An 18,973-nucleotide genomic window follows, 5' to 3' on the forward strand; every position below is an offset into this window, starting at 1 on the left:
ACTATCTCCCGCAACCTTCGTGGCGCGATAATCGCGTTTCGGCGCAGCGCAGGCGCGCCGACCGCCGATTGCGCCCACAGCGGCGGGGCAAAGCACGATACGCTGTTCTCCTCTCCCTCCCCCCTTAGGGAGGTGCACCGGCGGCCCCATCCGCCGGCGCAAATTTTTCAGCTTTCTCCGAACAGGTCGCGCTGCGCCTCTTCGAGCGCCTCGAAATAGCGGCGCCGTGCATGTTTTTCGGTGACGACGCCGATCACCTTTCCGCCATCGTCGACCACCGCGAGTTCATCGGCCGAGGCGGCATCGAAGGCTGCGATCATCGCCTCGACCCCGGTTGCGGGGTGCAGCGTGTCGTCGGTGAGCGTCGCAAGGCTGGCGATCGGCGCGTCGCCCGCAATGTCGGGATGATAGGCCGCGGCTGTGACGACGATCCCGCCATAGCGGCCCTCGCCATCGGTGAGTACGGCCTTGGCCGTCGAACCGAGCGGCACGCGCAGGCGGAAATCGGCGACGGTCATGGCGGCGGGGACGGCGGTCCAGTCGGTGCGCATGATCCGTCCGGCGGTGAGCGTCAGCAACCGGCCAATGTCGCGCGGACTGCGGATCTTCGAGCCGCGCAAATGCAGGCGCCAGGTCGAGAAGCTGTAGCCGAACCATTCGCGCGTCAGCGCGCTCGACACCAGCGTCGCGGTCAGCACCACGCCCATCAGCGCGAAATCATGCGTCGTCTCGAGCATCAGCACCGCGAGCGTCATCGGCCCGCCAACGACCGAGACGCTGAGCGCCGCCATGCCGACCAGCGCCGCGTCATTGGGATCGAGTGCGATGCCGAGGGGGCTCATGTTGACGAGTCCCGCAAAGATCTGTCCGATCAGCGACCCCAGGAACAGCGAGGCAAAGAACAGCCCGCCGCGAAAGCCGAAGCTGAGCGACACGACCGACGCCGCGATCTTGAGCAGCAGCACGATGGCGAGGAAGGACAGCGCCGGGCGGAGCACCAGATCAAGGTGCAGCGCGCCATGCCCCGCCGACAGCGTCTGCGGCGACACCAGCGCCAAGGGGATCAGCAGCAAGCCGCCGATCAGTGGCCGCCAGCCTGCGATCCTTTGCCATCCCTGAACGCGAATTTCGGCGAAGGTGACGAGCCGCATGATGAGGATGCCGAACAGCGCGGCAACCAGCCCGAGCAACGCATAGGCAAGATAGTCGGCGGTCGAAAAAGCGCGGTCGACGGTCGTCGCGATCAGATAGGGATCGACGCCGAGCGCGCGGCTGACGAACACGGCCGACAGCGCCGCGACCATCACCGGGGCGATCGCGGCGGGGGTATAGTTGCCGATGACGATCTCGAACGCATAGAAGGCGCCGGTCAGCGGGGCGCCGAAGGCCGCGCCGATCGCCCCGCCCGCCCCGGCGCCGACCAGCGTGCGCAGATCGTTGCGGCGCAGTGCGAACCACTGGCCGAGCTGCGAGGCGAAGCCGCCGCCCATCTGCGCATAGGCGGCTTCGAGCCCCACCGACGCGCCAGCACCGTTCGAGATAATCGTCTGCGACGCGATCACCAGATTGTCGGCAAAGGGAATGCGTCCGCCGTGCAGCGCGTTCGCCTCGACCACGTCGACGGGCATGCGCTTGCGGTTGCGCAGGCCGCGCGCGAGCAGGACGAGCAGAAGGCCGCCGATGGGCAGCGCGATCAGCTTCCACGGATGATGGATCTCACCGAGCGCGCTCAGCCGGTTGATCGTGACGCCGTAAAGAAGCTGCTGTATGCCATGCGCCAGAAATTGCTGGATGTTGGTCAGCACCCCAGCCGCCAGCCCCGCCAGCGCGGCGAGCAGGATGAACGCGGCTTCGCTCTCGCGCAGCCGCCGGCGTTGCCGCGCGGCGGCGATCAGCAGACGGGTTTTGCGTATCCGGAACACGTCGGCGCTCCAAGCGCGGCGGCGGCTCCGGGTCAAGTGTTAAGCCGCTTCGTGCCCGTGACATGCCTCGCACAGCGCCGCGATGATGCGCTGCATCTTGGCGTCGGACAGGCTGTAATAGCGCGTCTGCGCCTCGCCGCGCGCCGACACGATGCCCTGGTCGCGAAAGCGCGCCAGATGCTGCGACACGGCCGATTGCGACAGCCCGCTGAGTTCGGTGAGTTCGCCGACCGACACTTCGCGCTCGTCCATCTGGCACAGCATCAGCAGCCGCTCGGGATGCGCGAGCAGCTTCAAATAGTCGGCCATCTCGCGCGCATCGCGTTTCAGGATCGAAAGGTCGGTCGGCTTGGTCATGGGGAGAGAGTTCCTTCACGGCCATCGTCGCGCAGGACGATGTAAATCGCGGGAATAACGAGCACGGTGAGCAGTGTCGAGGAGGCGAGTCCGAAGAGCAGCGAAATCGCAAGGCCCTGAAAGATCGGGTCGGTCAGGATCGTCGCCGCCCCGATCATCGCCGCCGCCGCCGTCAGCACGATCGGCTTGAAGCGGATCATCCCCGCTTCGAGCAGCGTATCGCGCAGCGGTTTGCCCTCGCCCTTCGCATGGTTGATGAAGTCGACCAGCAGGATCGAATTGCGGACGATAATCCCGGCCAGCGCGATGAAGCCGATCATCGACGTCGCAGTAAAGGGCGCGCCGAACAGCATATGCCCCAGCACGATACCGACGAGCGTCAGCGGGATCGGCGTCAGGATGACGAGCGGAATCTTGAAATTGCGGAACTGCCCGACGACCAGGACATAGATGCCCAGGAGCGCAACCATGAAGGCGGCGCCCATGTCGCGGAAGGTCACCCAGGTGATCTCCCACTCGCCGTCCCACAGCAGGGTCGGCACCTGTTCATCGTCGGGCTGACCGTTGAAGCGGACCACCGGCTTTTCCATCCCGTGCGCCTTCCAGTCGAACGCCTCGATCGCATCGTCGACCGCGAAGATGCCATAGATGGGCGCTTCATATTCGCCCGCCAGTTCGGCGGTGACCATATCGGCGGCGCGGCCGTTGCGGCGGAACAGCGCGGGTGATCCTGCCTCCTCGCGCGCATCGACGATCTCGCCGAGCTGGACGAGCCGCCCGCCCGGTCCCATCGTCGCAACCGGCGTCGCGGCAAGGTCGGCGCTCCAGCTGCGCTGCGACTGATCGAGCGCGATGCGGATCGGCAGCGGATCGCGCCCGTCGCCGCGCGGCGCATAGCCGACGGTCTGCCCGCCCAGCAGCGCGCCGATACTGTCGAAAAGCTGGCGCTCCGAAATGCCATAGGCGTCCATCCGCGCCCGATCGGGTATCAGCCGCAGGCGGGGGCGCGGGACGCCGAAGCTGTTGTCGACATCCACGACATAGGGGACGGTGCGGAACAGCGCCTCGACCTGCGCGGCGGTCTTGCGCCGCGTCGCTTCGTCGGGACCATATATTTCGGCGAGCAGCGTCGCGAGCACCGGCGGTCCCGGCGGGGTTTCGACGACCTTGATCGACCCACCGGCGGGCAGCGGCAGCGCTTTCTTCAGCCGCTGGCGCAGATCGAGCGCAATGGCGTGGCTCGACCGGTCGCGCTCGCCCTTGGGCGTCAGCGTCACCATCAAATCGCCCATCTCGGGCCGATTGCGCAGGAAATAGTGCCGCACGAGGCCGTTGAAATTGAACGGCGCCGAGGTGCCCGCATAGGCTTCCATCGACCGCGCCTCGGGAATCTGCCGCACCACCGCCGCGGCGGCGTCGAGCGTGCGCCCCGTCGTCTCGAGCGACGTGCCCTCGGGCATGTCGAGGACAAGCTGCACCTCCGACTTGTTGTCGAAGGGCAGCAGCTTCACCGTCACCGCCTTGAAATAGAACATCGAGCAGGCGACGAGCGTCGCGGCGCCGACGGCAATCAGGAAATTGCGCGCGCTCTTGCGATCGCGGATCACGCGGATGGCGACGCGGCCATAGAGCGCGCCGAGCTTGCCCCCGCCCGCATGGTCGTGCGCGCCCTGCGCCAGCGTATCGCGCGCAAAGCGCACCATCAGCCACGGCGCGATGATCACCGCGACGAAGAAGGAAAAGAGCATCGCCGCCGAGGCGTTGATCGGGATCGGCGCCATATAGGGGCCCATCAGTCCCGATACGAACAGCATGGGAAGCAGCGCCGCGACGACGGTCAGCGTCGCGATGATCGTCGGATTGCCGACCTCGGCGACCGCATCGACCGTCGCGTCGATCCGGCTGCGCCCGTCGGCCATCGCCCGGTGGCGCGCGATATTCTCGATCATCACGATCGCGTCATCGACCAGGATGCCGATCGAAAAGATCAGCGCGAACAGGCTGACGCGGTTGATCGTGAAGCCCATGATGTTCGACGCGAACATGGTGAGCAGGATCGTGGTCGGGATGACCACCGCCGTCACCCCCGCCTCGCGCCAGCCGATCGCGAAGCCGATCAGAATGACGATCGACACCGTCGCGAGTCCGAGGTGGAAGATCAGCTCGTTCGCCTTTTCATTGGCGCTTTCGCCATAATTGCGCGTCACCGCGACCTCGACGCCCGGCGGGATCAGGCTGCCGCGCAGCGCCTCGACCCGCGCGACCACAGCGTCCGAAACATTGACGGCATTGGCCCCCGAACGCTTCGCGATGGCCAGGCTGACCGCGGGCGCCATCGACCAGCGATCGCCCGCGCCCTTGGCCCAGCGCCATGCTCGCGCCTGATCCTCACCCGGCCCCTGCGTGACCGTCGCGACATCGCGCAGATAGACGGGATTGCCGTTGGCGGCGCGCACCGTGATCGTCGCCAGTTGCTCGGCGCTGCGGACCGTCTGTCCGGCAACGACGGCGGTCGCCGCGCCGCCTTCGCGCACCGTTCCGAGCGGGAAGCTGCGGTTTGCCTGTCCCACCGCGTCCATCAGCGCGCCGAGCGAGACGCCATGCGCGGCGAGTCTCGCCGGATCGGGAACGACGCGAAGCTGTTCCTCCTGTCCGCCGGTGATGAAGGTCAGGCCGACATTGTCGACCTTCGCAACCTCGGTCCGCAACCGGGCGGCGAGCGACCGCAGCGCCTGCTCGTTCCAGTCGCCGCGCGCGCCGGCCTTGGGCGACAGCGTCAGCACCACGATCGGCACATCGCCGATCCCGCGCACCGTCACCTGCGGCGGCTGGATGCCCTGCGGCAGCTTGTCCATATTCGCCGACAGCCGCTCGTTGATACGGATGGCGGCGTCGTCGGGATCGGACCCGACCAGGAAGCGCGCGGTGACCATCACCCCGTCGTCTTCGGCCTGGGTATAAACATGTTCGACGCCGTCGACGCTCTTGACGATCGTCTCCAGCGGCTTGCCGATCAGCTCGACTGCATCGCTCGCGGACAGGCCGGGCGCGGCGACCATCAGGTCGACCATCGGCACGCTGATCTGTGGCTCCTCCTCGCGCGGGATCGTCATGATCGCGAGCAGCCCCACCATTATGGCGGCGAGCAGCATCAGCGGCGTCAGCGGACTGCGGATCGTCGCGCGCGTCAGCCGCCCCGACAGGCCCAGGCTCATTTGCCTGCCGCCCCGCGCGCCACCGCGATCAGCGTGTCGCCCTTGCCCGCGCCCGACAATATCTCGACCCGCGCCGGATCGTCGGTCGGCGCGATCTGGACCGGCACCCGCGACGTCGCATCCTTGCCGACGATGATCGTCACATAGTCGATGCCATAGCTGGTTTCGACGAAGCGGCGCGGAACGACGAGCGCCTGCCGCTCGCCGACCGCAACGCGCGCCGCGACGCGGCGACCGACCATCGTGCTGGCAAGTCCGGGGATCGGAACGTCGGCCGACATCTGCCCGCCGCTGACCGCGGGATAGACGCGGCCGACGCCGGCGCGCGGCGGTGCCGCGCCCTTGTCGTCCGAAAGCCCCGTCGCCAGCACCGCGCTTCCGACATGAACCTTGTCGGCCAAGGTTTCGGGCAGTTCGAGGCGCAGGACCATCGGTCCCGAGGTGATCGTCGCGATCGACGTGCCGGGCGCGACCGCCGAACCCGCCGGAACCTGCGCGATCAGCACGCGCCCTGTCGAGGGGGCGACCACCGCGCCCTGCCCGGCGACCGCACCGACCGCCGATTGCTGCGCCCGCGCCGCCGAAACCTGTGCCCGCGCCGCACGCACCTGCGCTTCGGCCTGATCGAGCCGCGCCTGCGCATAGACGCCATTGGCATGGAGGTAGCGCACGCGCTCCAGCTCGGCATCGGCCTGTGCAGCCTGCGCCTGGGCCGCCGCCGCCTGCGCGCCATAGGCCGCGCCTTCATAGCCGAGGCGGCTGTCGACGACGCGGCCGATCACCTGTCCCTTGCGCACCATGTCGCCTTCGCGAACACTCAGACTGTCGAGGATGCCGGGAATACGCGCGCGGGCGTCGGCCATATCGACGCTCGTTACCAGCGCGCCAACATCCTTCCAGTCGGTGATCGTCACCGGCTGCAACGCCAGCCTTTCGCCCGTCACGGCCGCGCTCTTTTCGGCGGGCGCAGTCGTCTCGCCGCCACAGCCGGCGAGCGACAGCGATGCCGCAAACAGGGCGGCGCTGAGCAGCGCAGAGGTGAGCAGGGATGATGGGCGCATCGTCAATTCCCCGTCACGACCGGCAGGCCGGCCGCGCGCCAGGCGCCCATGCCGCCCGCAAGATGGGTGTCGATGTCGGGCCGCCCCGCCGCCGCCTTGTCGAGCGCCATCGCCGAACGGCGACCCGCGGCGCAGGTCAGGATGACCGGCTTGTCGCCCGCCGGAAGCGCGCTTGCCTGAAACCGCGACAGCGGCATCGACAGCGCGCCCGCGACATGGCCGCTCGCGAATTCGTCCGATTCGCGGACATCGACCAGAATCGCACGCTTTTGGTCAAGCAAAGCCGCAAGCTGCTGTGCGGGAATCTCCTTATGGCGCGGTTTGCGGAATAGGCTCAGCATGACGAAACTCCTCGGTTGACCGGCACGCTAACCGGCGCGGCCAGATTTCGACACTGATAATATTACTTAGTTGTAATATTCGCAATATCTAATATTATGCCGACAGCAATCGGGTCCGACTCACCGAACTGGCCGCACACCGAACCATTTGAAAAAGCCGGAGCCAGCCAGCGCCGGAACAAGGAGAGAAAGCATGTCGTTACCGCGGATCGTCGTTCTGGGCGCCGGACTCGGGGGCACCATTGCCGCTTACGAAATACGGGAGGTTTCCAAGGGCAAGGCCGAGGTGATGGTGATTTCCGACCAGGAAAATTACTGGTTCGTCCCCTCCAACCCCTGGGTCGCGGTCCGCTGGCGCGAACCCGAAGCGATCTGCGTTCACCTGCCCCCCGTCATGAAGCGCAAGGGCATCGATTTCACCGCGGTCGGCGCGAAGCGCGTCCACCCCAAGGAAAATCGGGTCGAACTGAACGACGGCGCCTTCATCGATTATGATTATCTGGTCATCGCAACCGGGCCGAAACTCGCCTTCGACGAGATCGAGGGCTTCGGGCCGGAGGCGAACACCGTATCGGTATGCGCCACCGATCATGCCGCCGCCGCGGCCGATGCCTTCGACCGCTTCTGCGAAAATCCGGGGCCGATCGTCGTCGGCGCCGCACAGGGCGCCTCCTGTTATGGGCCGGCCTATGAATTCGCGCTGATCCTCGACACCGAACTCAAGCGCCGCAAGCTGCGCGACCGGGTGCCGATGACCTTCGTCACCGCCGAACCCTATATCGGCCATCTCGGCCTCGATGGCGTCGGCGATACCAAGAGCCTGCTCGAAAGCGAGCTGCGCAACCGTCACATCAAATGGATCACCAATGCGCGCGTCACCAGCTTCGAGGCCGGCATGGCGCATGTCGAGGAAGTCGCCGAGGACGGCAGCGTCAAGGCCAAGCACGACCTGCCCTTCGGCTATTCGATGCTGCTGCCCGCCTTTCGCGGCGTCGATGCCGTCTTCGGCATCGAAGGACTGACCAATCCGCGCGGCTTCATCATCGCCGACAAGCATCAGCGCAATCCGACCTTCGCCAACATCTATTCGCTCGGCGTCTGCGTCGCGATTCCGCCGGTCGGCCCGACCCCGGTCCCGGTGGGCGTGCCCAAGACGGGCTTCATGATCGAATCGATGGTCACCGCGATCGCGCAGAATCTGAAACTCGAACTCGCCGGTCAGCCACCGAAGCATGAGGCGACGTGGAACGCCGTCTGCCTCGCCGACTTCGGCGACGGCGGCGTTGCCTTTGTCGCGCAGCCACAGATCCCGCCACGCAACCTCAACTGGTCGTCGTCAGGCAAGTGGGTCCATCTCGCGAAGATCGGCTTCGAAAAATATTTCCTGCGCAAGGTCCGCAAGGGCGAGAGCGAGCCCTTTTACGAAAAGCTCGCGATGCATGCGCTCGGGATCAAAAAACTCCGCTTCTGACGAAAGGAAGACCCATGAACCTCGATCGTGCCGTTTTGCGCTTCGCGGGCCTCGTCGTGCTGACGAGCGTGCTGCTCGCCTGGTTCGTCCATCCTTGGTGGATCGGACTCGCCGCCTTTGCGGGGCTCAACATGATCCAGGCAAGCTTCACCGGCTTCTGTCCCGCGGCGGCCATTTTCAAGCGTCTCGGCGTGCGGCAGGGAGCCGCCTTTAAGTGAAGCGCGCCGCGACCCTGCTGACGGCGGCATGCCTTGCCGCGCTCGCGCTGCCGCACCCCGCGGCGGCGCAGGATCTGGCGACCGCCATCGCCGACGCGCGCGCGCACTCGCCCGCGCTCGAAGCGGCGGCAGCCGATGCCGATGCCGCCGCTGCGCGGCTCGCGCAGGCGCGCGCCGCCGCCGGTCCCACCGCCAGTGTCGAGGGCAGCGTCGGCACCGGCCGGCTCGACCCTGGCGGCTATTTCGGTCTAACCGCGCAAAACGTGACCCCCAGCGCCGTGCAACTGGTCGGCGAATACCCGCTCTACGCCGGTGGACGGATCAGCGCCGCGATCGATCAGGCCGCAGCGGGCAGCCGCGCTGCGACGCTTGGCAAGGATATGGCGCGCCAGAATCTGACCCTCGCGACTGTCGGCGCCTATGCCGAAGTGCTCACCGCGCGCGATCTTGTCGCGAGCTATGGCAAGCTAGTCGATGCGCTGGGCGAGATCGTTCGTCATACCGGCCTGCGCTACGACGTCGGCGATGCGACGAGCAGCGAGGTCGCCCAGGCGAAAGCACGCCGCGCCGAGGGACAGGCCGGTCTTGTCCAGGCCCAGGGCCGCCTCACCGCCGCGCTCGCCCGCCTCGAGCGGCTGACCGGCAAGCCTGTCGGCGATCTCGCCCCCCTGCCCCCGCGCCCCGAGGTTCCCGCGACGCTCGGCGAAGCGGTCGAGGCCGCCGTCGCCGCGAATGTCCTGCTCGCGCAGGCCGATGCCGGCGTCGACGGCGCCGCCGCGGGAGTGCGCGCCGCCAAGGCGACCAACCGCCCGCAGCTCGGCGTCTTTGCCGAGGGCGCGCGGATCCGCGACCAATTTTTCCCCGACTATCGCGCCGACAGTGTCACCGTCGGGCTGCGCGGGCGCTGGACCTTCTTCGACAGCGGCGCGGGCAGCGCGCGCGTCCGCGAGGCGCAATCGAAACTCTCGGCCAGCGAAGCGCGGCTGCGTCAGGCGCGCGACGACGTCACCCAGGCGGTGATCGAGGCGTGGAGCGGGCTCGACAGCGCCGAACGCGCGCTCGATGCCGCGCGCGATGGCGACGCCGCGGCGCGCGAGGCGCTACGCGGCACCCGCCTCGAAGTGCGCTCGGGCGCCCGCCCCCCGCTCGCCGAGCTCGATGCCGAACGCGAAGCGATCGCCGCGACCGCGCGGCTCGCCGAAGCGCAGGCATCGGTGCAGACCGCGGCGTGGCGCCTCCGCCTGCTCTGCGGTATCGAATAGGCCTCCTCCTCCACTGGACAAACGGCGCCGCCTCACTATATTAGTTTTATCTAATATTTTAAACGAAGGAATGATCGCATGGACGACCTTCACCGCGATTCCGCCGCCGCGCTGATCGACAAGGCGCGGGCAACCGGCCTTATCCCCGTCGTCAAAAGCTTCTTCGACGAACCTACCTTCACCGCGACGCACGTCGTCCACGACCCCGCGACGCGCAAGGCGGCAATCATCGACTCGGTACTCGATTTCGACCAGCCTTCGGGCCGCACCGGCCATGCGTCGGCCGACGCGATCGTCGATTATGTCCGCCGCGAAGGGCTGACCGTCGAATGGCAGATCGAAACCCACGCCCATGCCGACCACCTCTCCGCTGCCCCCTATCTGCAAGCGAAGCTCGGCGGCCAGATCGTCATCGGTCGGCATATCGAAACGGTGCAGACGGTGTTCGGCGCCATTTTCAACGAAGATGAGCGCTTCGCGCGCGACGGCTCGCAGTTCGACCGGCTGATGGCCGACGGCGAGCGCTTCATGCTCGGCGAGATCGAGGGGATGGTCCTCCACACCCCCGGCCACACGCCGGCGTGCATGGTGTGGATCATCGGCGATGCGCTGTTCACCGGCGATACCTTGTTCATGCCCGACTATGGCACCGCGCGCGCCGACTTTCCCGGCGGCGATGCGCGCACCCTCTATCGCTCGATCCAGCGCTTGCTGTCGCTTCCCGGCGAAACGCGGCTGTTCCTCTGCCACGATTACAAGGCGCCGGATCGCGACAGCTTTGCTTGGGAAACGACGATCGCGGCCGAGCGCACCGCCAACGTTCATGTCCACGAAGGCGTGGACGAAGATCAGTTCGTCGCGATGCGCGAGGCGCGCGACAAGACGCTGTCGATGCCGCGGCTGATCCTCCCGTCGATCCAGGTCAATATGCGCGCGGGTCATTTCCCCGAACCTGAAGCGAACGGCACCCGATATCTGAAGCTGCCGCTCGATAAGCTGTAGGATAGCGCGCGCGATGACCGATCCCATGACGATCAGCCTCGCCCAGATGATCCTCGGCGCGCTCTCCGGCGTGCTCGTCGGCTTCACGCTCGGGCTCGTCGGCGGCGGCGGGTCGATCCTTGCGGTGCCGCTGATGGTCTATCTCGTCGGGGTGCCGCAGCCGCATGTCGCGATCGGGACCGCAGCACTCGCCGTCGCCGCCAATGCGGCGGTTGGGCTGACCAACCATGCGCGCGCTGGCAATGTGCGCTGGCCGTGCGGGCTGACCTTCGCCGGCGCCGGAATCGTCGGCGCCTTCGCCGGATCGACCCTCGGCAAGAGCTTCGACGGCGCCAAGCTGCTCTTTCTCTTCGCGCTGCTGATGGTCGTCATCGCGGTCATCATGCTGCGCAAGCGCGGCCAGATCGGCGATCCCGCGGTGCGGATCAGCCGGGAAAATGCGCCGCGCCTGCTCGGCTACGGCCTCGGCAGCGGAGCGTTCAGCGGCTTTTTCGGCATCGGCGGCGGCTTTCTGATCGTCCCCGGCATCGTCGCCGCGACGGGAATGCCGATGATCAACGCGGTCGGCACCTCGCTGGTCGCGGTAACCGCCTTCGGGCTCACCACCGCCGCCAACTATGCCTGGTCGGGCCTCGTCGACTGGCAGCTTGCCGGGCTGTTCATCGCGGGCGGCGCGCTGGGAAGCTGGCTGGGGCTCAAGGGTGCGCAGCGCCTGTCGGCCAGAACTGGACGGCTCAACACGCTGTTCGCGCTGCTCGTTCTCGTCGTGGCCGCCTATATGCTCTACCACAGCGCCGGGGCCATGCTCGGCTGAGCGCATATCACATTTACACGATATTATGAATTATATATGATCGCTGTCGAGCGAGAGGAAGCTCCCAGAGGAATCCCGATGCCCGACAACAGCGACAACCGGCCCGCTGCGCGCCCGATCCGCATCGGCGACACCGCGCCCGATTTCATCGCGCGCAGCACCGCCGGACCGGTGCGGCTCAGCGATTATCGCGGCCGGTGGCTGCTCTTCTTTTCGCACCCAGGCGATTTCACCCCTGTCTGCACCAGCGAGTTTCTGGCCATCGCACGTGCCGCCGACCGCTTTGCCGCGCTCGATTGCGCGCTGCTCGCCCATTCGGTCGACAGCCTTTTTTCGCATCTCGCGTGGATCCGCGCGCTGCGCGACGACTTGGGCGTCGCCATCCCCTTTCCGATCGTCGAGGACCCCTCGCTCGAAATCGCGCACGCTTTCGGCATGGTCGACGCCCAGTCCTTCAGCGCCGCGACGGTGCGCGCGGCCTTTTTCATCGATCCCGACGGCGTCGTCCGTGCGCTGACCATCTATCCGCTGACCGTCGGCCGCTCGGTCGACGAGATGGTGCGCACCGTCGCGGCGCTCCAGCGCACGAGCGACGGGTCGGCGATGACGCCCGCGGGTTGGCAGCCCGGCGACGACCTCCTCGTCCCGCCCGAACTCGCCACCGAAGGCGTGCTCGCGGCCGACAATCCGACCGGCTGGTTCTACACGCTCGCGAAGGATGCCAGGGCGCAATGACCGGTGAGGCGCTCATCGACGACGATCTGGTCGAACTGCTGCGCGTCCTGGCGCATCCGGTGCGGCTCAAGCTGATCTTCGCCGTGCGCGATCAGGAACTTGCTGTGGGGCAGATCGAAAGCGCGACCGGCATCGGCCAGCCGCTGCTCAGCCAGCAACTCGGCGTGCTGCGCAACGCGCGGATCGTCGAAACGCGGCGCGAGGCGAAGCAGATTTTCTACCGCCTGAAACCCGAAGCGCTCGCGCCCGTCCGCGCGTTCGCCGACCAGTTCGGCGTCAGTCCCGCCGCGACGACGAGCACCCGCGACGCCTCCGCCAGCGCCGCCCATTTCGCGAGAATCTTGCGCTAGGATCCTGGCGCTAGCCGGGATCGCCGTCCATCTCGATCTGCCGCGTGGCAAGCGCCCGCATTGCGGGGCGGTGGCTGACGAGGATCAACCCGCTTCCCGCCTCCGCAAGCCAGTCGCCCAGTCGCACGATCAGCCGCGCTTCGGTCGCCCCGTCGAGCCCTTCGCTCGGTTCGTCGAGCAGCAGGAACGGCCGCTGCGCCAGCAGCGCTCGCGCCAGCGACAGCCGCTTGCGCTGTCCGCCCGACAGCCGCGCGCCGTCGTCGCCCAGCCGGCAGTCGAGCCCACCGGGCAATTGCGCAACGACATCGTCAAGGCAGGCAACGGTCAGCGCCGCCTGCATCTCGTCGCGCGTGATGCCCGGCCGTGCGAGCGACAGATTGTCGGCCACGCTGCCCGCGATCATCGCCGCGTCCTGCGCCGCGAGCGCGAACAGCGACCGCCGCGCCGCGAGCGGCAAGCCTACCGCAAGCAATCCGCCGATCCGCACATCTTCGGGCGCATCGTCGCGCAGCCCCGTCAGCGTTTCGAGCAACCGCGTCTTGCCGCTCCCCGACCGCCCGGCGAGCAGAACGCGGTCGCCCGGAACAATGCGGTACAGGGCGCCCGCGACCGCCAGTTCGACGATCGGCTGCGCCGGCGCACCATCGCTCGCCGGGGCGGCGACGTCCGGAAACATCGCATCGAGCCGCGCGCGCGCACCGCGGCTCTTCCAGCGTTGAATGTCGAGCCGGGCGAGGCCGCCGACGATCTCCATAGCAGCGGTCGCAGCAAGCGCTGCGAGCGCGACAACCGGGGCGCTAGCGGGCGACAGCGCGACGATCGCGGCCACCGCCGCACCGGTCAGCCCCCAATGCACGATCGACACCAGCGTGTCGGCGCCGGCCATCGCCGCGCGGGCGCGGTGGAGCGGCGCTTCGGCCGCCGCGATTGCCGCTCGCACGTCGGCGGCAAGCCCATAGACCGCAATATCGTCGCCCCCGGCCGCCAGTTCGACATAGCATCGCTTGAGCGCACCGAGCGCTGCGCTTTCGGCGTCGAGCGCCGGGGCGATCCGGTCGCGCCCGATCCGGCGCGCGACTGCAAAACTTGCCCCCGCTGCGCCCAGCAAGGCCGCTGCAGCAGCCCAGCCCGCGAGTGCCATCAACAGCATCGTCCCCGCGAGCGTTGCGATGCCCGACGGTACCAGCGTCGTGCGCAGCAGTGCCTCCTCCAGCGTTTCGACGTCGCCACCAAGCCGCGCCGTGACATCGCCGCGATTGTGGAGAAGCGCCGTCGCCGGCGGTGCCGCGATCAACCGCGCAAACAGCACGGCACGCACCTCGGCAAGGGCAAACAGCATCGCCTGATGGCTGAACAGCCGCTCGCCATAGCGCGACAGCGTGCGCAAGATCGCCAGCCCGCGGATGGCGGCGCTGGGCACCAGATAATTGAACGCCTTGACCGCCGCCGCGCCGGTCAGGCCGGCAATCGCCGCACCGGTCAGGAACCAGCCCGACACCGCGAGCAGGCCGATCGCCGACAGCGCAGCGACTGCAGCTGCCGCCATGCCGAGCAACACCGCGCGGCGCTGGCCCGCGCGCGCGGATCGGAGCAATGCCGCGATCATCCGATTTCCACCACGCTGTCCGCCGCGGCGATCAGCGCCGGATCGTGCGTCGCCGCGACGATCGTCCGGGTCGTCGCAGCGGCCTGCAACACCGCGACGACGCGCGCCGCACTCGCGGCGTCGAGGTCGGCAGTCGGCTCGTCGAGCAGCAGCAGCGGGCGGGGCGACAGCAGCGCGCGCGCCAGCCCGATCCGTCGCCGTTCGCCGCCCGACAACCCGCTGCCGCGGTCATCGACAACCCAGTCGATCCCGCCGCCACGCGCGGTAATCAGCGCCGAAAGACCGAGCACGTCGAGTTCGGCAATGATCGCAGCATCGCGCGCCTTCGCCTCTCCTACGAGCAGATTGGCGCGGAGACTCCCGGGCAACAGCAAGGGCCGCTGACCCGCCCAGCCGCACAGCGAGGCGAGCGCGCGTGGGTCGACCGCGGCATCGTCGGCGTAAAGGCGCCCCGACTCGACGGACACCTGCCCGATCAACGCGCGGAGGAGGCTGGTCTTGCCCGATCCGCTCGGCCCGACGATCAGGTGAAGGCCGGGGCCGATCCAGCGCGCGCTGATCGGTCCGATCGCCGCGCCTTCGGGGTGCCGAACAACCCACGCATCGACGACAAGAGCCGCCGGTGCGCCGGGTAACGGCGGTGCGACTGCGTGATCGGCGATCGGTGCCTCCGCGGCGGCAAGCGCCGCCAGCGCCGCTTCGCCTTGCTGCTTGTCGTGATAGGCCGCGGCCAGGCGGCGCATGCCGAGATAAAATTCGGGCGCGAGCGCAAGAACGTAAAAGGCTTCGGCGAAGTCGAGGCTTTCGGGCGCGCGAAAGGGCAGCAGGCCGAGCAGCGAAAAGCCACAATAAACCGCGACGAGCGCGACCGCGAGCGCGCTGAAAAATTCGAGGATCGCGCTCGATGCAAAGGCGATGCGCAGCACGCCCAGCGTCCGTTCCGCCAGATCGCGCGCCGCCCCGCCGATCTGACGCGTGACGCGATCCTCGGCGCCATAGGAGAGGATCAGCGGCAGCGCGCGAACCCGGTCGACGAACAAGCCGCCGAGCCGCGACAGCGCCCCCAATTGCGCCTCGCTCGCCCGCGCCGCGGCGCTGCCGGCGAGCGCCATACCGATCGCGAAGGGCAACAGCGTGCCGAACAGGATCGCCGCGGCGACGCTGCTTGCGAGCAGCGCCGCCAGCGCGATCAGCAGCGGCGAAAGCATCGCGGCGCGGCGCAGCGGCAGGAAACGCGCAACATAGGGCTCGATGCGGTCGATCGCGGTCACCGCTAGTTCGGCATCTTCACCGATCAGGCGTCCGCGCCCCGCCGCGCTCACCATGAGCGCGGGCGCGACGCGCGCGCGCAGCTCGGCGGCAAAGCGCGCGGCGTGGCGCAGGCCGATCGCAAAGGCGCCGCCCTGCAAAGCGCCGCGTGCCAGCGCCGCGCCAATCAGCAGCAGCATCCACGCCCAGCCCGCAATGCCGAATCCCGCGTCGCCCCCTCCGCCGCCGCGAAGGTCGCGCGCGACGTGGAGCGCCAGCAATTGCGCGAGCGCGAGCGCGAAGAGCACCGCGGCAACGGCATCGCCAAGCCAAGCGGCCAAGGCACCGCGGCTGGCGGCGGGTGCTGCAGATGTGGCGTTATCTCTACTTGACATTTTTCTAATATTCACACATTCCCATATTCATTAAATGACGATGCCGCAAGCCGTGCGGCACCCCGCCGAGTCGCTGTTCAGGAGTGGCGCCATGGACCTGGCCGTAGTCGAATTATCCCGCCTGCAATTCGCCCTTACGGCGATGTACCATTTCCTCTTCGTTCCGCTGACGCTGGGGCTTTCCTTCATGCTGGTGATCATGGAGAGCATCTATGTCATCACCGAAAGGGAAATCTGGCGTACCATCACGCGTTTCTGGGCCCGCCTGTTCGGGATCAACTTCGTCCTCGGGGTCGCGACCGGCCTGACGATGGAGTTCGAATTCGGGATGAACTGGTCCTATTATTCGCACTATGTCGGCGACATCTTCGGCGCGCCGCTCGCGATCGAGGGGCTCATGGCCTTTTTCCTCGAGGCGACCTTCGTCGGGCTGATGTTCTTCGGCTGGGACAAATTGTCCAAGCAGCTCCATCTCCTCGTCACCTTCCTCGTCGCGCTGGGTTCCAATCTTTCGGCGCTTTGGATTCTGATCGCCAACGGCTGGATGCAGAATCCGGTCGGGTCGCGCTTCAATCCCGACACGATGCGCATGGAAGTCGTCGACTTTTATTCGGTGCTGTTCAACCCCGTCGCGCAGGCGAAGTTCGTCCACACGGTCAGCGCCGGCTATGTCACCGCCTCGGTCTTCGTTCTCGGCATTTCGGCCTGGTATCTGCTCCGCGGCCGTTACACCGCGCTCGCGAAGCGCTCGCTGACCGTCGCCGCGGCCTTCGGCCTCGCCTCCTCGCTGTCGGTGGTCGTCCTCGGCGACGAATCGGGCTATGCGCTCACCGATCATCAGAAGATGAAACTCGCCGCGATCGAGGCAATGTGGCACACCGAAATGGCGCCCGCCGGGCTCACGCTCTTCGGCCTGCCGTCGGTCAAGGACCGCGAGACGCGCTATGAAATCAAGATACCCTATGTCCTCGGCCTGATTTCGACGCGCAGCCTGACCGGGCAGGTCCAGGGGATCAACGAACTGGTCCTCCACGCGCAGGAACGCATCGAAAGCGGCAAGCTCGCCTATGGCGCGCTCGAGGATCTGAAGGCCGATCGCACCAACGCAACCGCGCGCGCGATCTTCGAGGCGAACCGCAGCAACCTCGGCTATGCGATGCTGCTCAAGCGTTATGTCCCCGATCCGCGCAACGCGACCGCCGACCAGGTCATGCAGGCGGCGTGGGACACGGTGCCCAACGTCCCGGTCACCTTCTGGCTGTTCCGCTTCATGGCGGGGCTCGGCTTCTTCTTCATCGGCTTCTTCGCCCTCGCCTTCTATTATGCGACGGTGCGGCGCTTCGATGTGAAGTGGTTCCTGCGCGCCGCGGTGATCATCATGCCGCTGCCGTGGCTGGCCGCCGAAATGGGCTGGGTGCTCGCCGAATATGGCCGCCAGCCATGGGCGATCGAGGGCGTGCTGCCGACCTTCCTCGGCGCATCGAGCCTGACGGTGGCGCAGGTCTGGACGACCATCGCGGCCTTCACCCTGCTCTACAGCGCGCTCGCTTTCATCGAGGTGCGGCTGATGCTCGCGGCGATCCGCAAGGGCCCCGAGTCCAAGCGCGGCCGCGACCTTGCCTCGGGCATCGAACCCACCGACGCGGGCTATACCCCGCTGCCGGCCGAATAAGGAGGATCAGACGATGGCGATTCCCTTCGACTATGAAACGCTCCGCCTGATCTGGTGGCTGCTTCTCGGCGTGCTGCTGATCGGCTTCACGCTCACCGACGGCTACGACCTCGGCGTCGCCGCGCTGCTGCCCTTCATCGCGCGGACCGACGAGGAACGGCGGCTGGCAATCAACAGCATCGCCCCGACTTGGGAGGGGCATCAGGTTTGGCTGATCCTAGGCGGCGGCGCGATCTTCGCCGCATGGCCCTTTGTCTATGCGATCAGCTTTTCGGGCTTCTATCTCGCGATATTCCTTGTCCTCGCGGCGCTGATCCTGCGCCCCGTGGCATTCAAATATCGCTCGAAGCACGACGATCCCGCCTGGCGCAGCCGCTGGGATTGGGCGCTGTTCGTCGGCGGTTTCGTCCCCGCACTGGTGTTCGGGGTCGCGGTCGGCAACGTCCTTCTGGGCGCACCCTTCCGCCTCGATAGCGACCTGCGCGCCTTTTACGAAGGCTCGCTGCTCGGCCTCTTTTCGCCCTTCACCTTGCTCACCGGCCTGCTGTCGGTGGCGATGGTCGTGCTGCACGGCGCCGGCTGGCTCGCGCTCAAGGCCGAAGACGGCGTCGTGATGGACCGGGCGCGCCGCTGGGGCAAGATCGCCGCGCTGCTCGTCATCGCGCTGTTCGCAATCGGCGGCGCGATGGTCGCCACGACGAACATTGGCTACCGGCTGGAGGGCGAACTCGATCCCGCCGGCCCCTCGAACCCGCTGTGGGCAACGTCAGTCCCGGCGGCGGGCGCATGGCTCGACAATTATGGGCGCCACCCGTGGATGCTGCTCGCGCCGATCCTCGGCTTCCTGGGCCCGATCCTCGCCTATGTCGCGATCGCCGGGCGCAAGCAGAGCCTGCTCTTCGTCGGCTCGGCGCTCGCGGTGGTCGGGATCATCTCGACGGTCGGCCTGTCGATGTTCCCTTTCATCCTGCCCAGCTCGATCGACCCGCATTCGAGCCTGATGGTCTGGAATGCCTCGTCGAGCCACCTCACCTTGTGGATCATGCTCGTCGTGACCCTGATCTTCCTGCCCATCGTCCTCGCCTACACGGCGTGGGTGCTCAAGGTGTTGTTCGGCCGCGTCACGCTCGACGACGTTCGCACCAACCTCGATTTCTACTGACCGGAGGAACACGCCATGTGGTATTTTACCTGGGTACTCGGCCTCGGCCTCGCGGTCGGCTTCGGCATATTGAACGGCTTGTGGCACGAATTCCACTCGCCCGCCGACGACGACGCGACGCTCTGACCGGCAAAGCAGCCAT

At 67.4% G+C, this 18,973-nt stretch carries 17 protein-coding genes; 10 read left to right on the plus strand and 7 right to left on the minus strand.

Annotated elements, in window-relative coordinates; translation table 11 throughout:
• Positions 1–167 precede the first annotated feature (167 nt).
• From ACT17R_RS11640 to ACT17R_RS11660, 5 genes are read right to left on the minus strand one after another with little or no spacing between them, the layout of a single operon-like run.
• Complete coding sequence (locus tag ACT17R_RS11640; RefSeq protein WP_062902288.1) at positions 168–1,922, minus strand: chloride channel protein; 1,755 nt, start codon at positions 1,920–1,922, stop codon at positions 168–170.
• A gap of 39 nt (positions 1,923–1,961) precedes the next feature.
• Entirely contained in the window at positions 1,962–2,279 is a 318-nt protein-coding gene (locus ACT17R_RS11645; protein ID WP_062766819.1) for an ArsR/SmtB family transcription factor, read from the minus strand.
• Positions 2,276–5,494: an efflux RND transporter permease subunit gene (locus ACT17R_RS11650; protein WP_444809490.1), complete on the minus strand. Its 3,219-nt coding sequence runs from the start codon at positions 5,492–5,494 to the stop codon at positions 2,276–2,278. Before ACT17R_RS11650 ends, ACT17R_RS11645 begins: the two co-directional genes overlap by 4 nt.
• A complete protein-coding gene (locus ACT17R_RS11655) occupies positions 5,491–6,555 on the minus strand; it encodes an efflux RND transporter periplasmic adaptor subunit (RefSeq protein ID WP_444809491.1) in 1,065 nt (354 codons plus the stop codon). Before ACT17R_RS11655 ends, ACT17R_RS11650 begins: the two co-directional genes overlap by 4 nt.
• Positions 6,556–6,557: 2 nt before the next feature.
• Positions 6,558–6,896: a rhodanese-like domain-containing protein gene (locus ACT17R_RS11660; protein ID WP_062902285.1), complete on the minus strand. Its 339-nt coding sequence runs from the start codon at positions 6,894–6,896 to the stop codon at positions 6,558–6,560.
• A 193-nt stretch (positions 6,897–7,089) separates the two neighbouring features.
• Between ACT17R_RS11660 and ACT17R_RS11665 the strand changes: the two genes are divergently transcribed.
• From ACT17R_RS11665 to ACT17R_RS11695, 7 genes are all read left to right on the plus strand, one after another.
• Positions 7,090–8,367, plus strand: coding sequence for an NAD(P)/FAD-dependent oxidoreductase (locus ACT17R_RS11665; protein ID WP_263588524.1), 1,278 nt, complete (start codon positions 7,090–7,092; stop codon positions 8,365–8,367).
• A gap of 14 nt (positions 8,368–8,381) precedes the next feature.
• Complete coding sequence (locus ACT17R_RS11670) at positions 8,382–8,585, plus strand: YgaP family membrane protein (RefSeq protein ID WP_058811342.1); 204 nt, start codon at positions 8,382–8,384, stop codon at positions 8,583–8,585.
• Positions 8,582–9,847: a TolC family protein gene (locus ACT17R_RS11675; RefSeq protein WP_263588523.1), complete on the plus strand. Its 1,266-nt coding sequence runs from the start codon at positions 8,582–8,584 to the stop codon at positions 9,845–9,847. The genes ACT17R_RS11670 and ACT17R_RS11675 overlap by 4 nt, the downstream gene beginning before the upstream one ends.
• Positions 9,848–9,925: 78 nt before the next feature.
• Positions 9,926–10,849 carry an MBL fold metallo-hydrolase gene (locus tag ACT17R_RS11680; RefSeq protein WP_062902282.1) on the plus strand — a complete coding sequence of 308 codons (924 nt, stop codon included), beginning with the start codon at positions 9,926–9,928 and terminating at the stop codon, positions 10,847–10,849.
• 13 nt (positions 10,850–10,862) lie between these two features.
• A complete protein-coding gene (locus tag ACT17R_RS11685; protein ID WP_412072817.1) occupies positions 10,863–11,663 on the plus strand; it encodes a sulfite exporter TauE/SafE family protein in 801 nt (266 codons plus the stop codon).
• Between the two features lie 78 nt (positions 11,664–11,741).
• The gene (locus tag ACT17R_RS11690; protein WP_217373333.1) at positions 11,742–12,398 is read left to right on the plus strand and encodes a peroxiredoxin; all 657 of its coding nucleotides are present in this window, start codon (positions 11,742–11,744) and stop codon (positions 12,396–12,398) included.
• Positions 12,395–12,748, plus strand: a complete 354-nt coding sequence (locus ACT17R_RS11695) for an ArsR/SmtB family transcription factor (RefSeq protein ID WP_062902280.1) — start codon at positions 12,395–12,397, stop codon at positions 12,746–12,748. The genes ACT17R_RS11690 and ACT17R_RS11695 overlap by 4 nt, the downstream gene beginning before the upstream one ends.
• 10 nt (positions 12,749–12,758) lie before the next feature.
• On the opposite strand, the gene ACT17R_RS11700 is transcribed toward ACT17R_RS11695, so the two are convergent.
• The gene (locus tag ACT17R_RS11700) at positions 12,759–14,354 is read right to left on the minus strand and encodes an amino acid ABC transporter ATP-binding/permease protein (RefSeq protein WP_217373332.1); all 1,596 of its coding nucleotides are present in this window, start codon (positions 14,352–14,354) and stop codon (positions 12,759–12,761) included.
• A complete protein-coding gene (locus tag ACT17R_RS11705) occupies positions 14,351–15,997 on the minus strand; it encodes an ATP-binding cassette domain-containing protein (protein ID WP_412072816.1) in 1,647 nt (548 codons plus the stop codon). Before ACT17R_RS11705 ends, ACT17R_RS11700 begins: the two co-directional genes overlap by 4 nt.
• A gap of 91 nt (positions 15,998–16,088) precedes the next feature.
• On the opposite strand from ACT17R_RS11705, the gene ACT17R_RS11710 reads away from it, so the two are divergent.
• From ACT17R_RS11710 to cydX, 3 genes are read left to right on the plus strand one after another with little or no spacing between them, the layout of a single operon-like run.
• Positions 16,089–17,669: a cytochrome ubiquinol oxidase subunit I gene (locus ACT17R_RS11710; protein WP_062903186.1), complete on the plus strand. Its 1,581-nt coding sequence runs from the start codon at positions 16,089–16,091 to the stop codon at positions 17,667–17,669.
• A gap of 13 nt (positions 17,670–17,682) precedes the next feature.
• Entirely contained in the window at positions 17,683–18,831 is a 1,149-nt protein-coding gene (cydB, locus tag ACT17R_RS11715; protein ID WP_263588521.1) for a cytochrome d ubiquinol oxidase subunit II, read from the plus strand.
• Positions 18,832–18,846: 15 nt separating this feature from the next.
• The gene (cydX, locus tag ACT17R_RS11720; RefSeq protein ID WP_003044383.1) at positions 18,847–18,957 is read left to right on the plus strand and encodes a cytochrome bd-I oxidase subunit CydX; all 111 of its coding nucleotides are present in this window, start codon (positions 18,847–18,849) and stop codon (positions 18,955–18,957) included.
• The last annotated feature ends 16 nt before the right edge of the window (positions 18,958–18,973 follow it).

The sequence above is a fragment of the Sphingopyxis sp. Q841 genome, assembly GCF_052384365.1.
Lineage (GTDB): Bacteria > Pseudomonadota > Alphaproteobacteria > Sphingomonadales > Sphingomonadaceae > Sphingopyxis > Sphingopyxis terrae_A.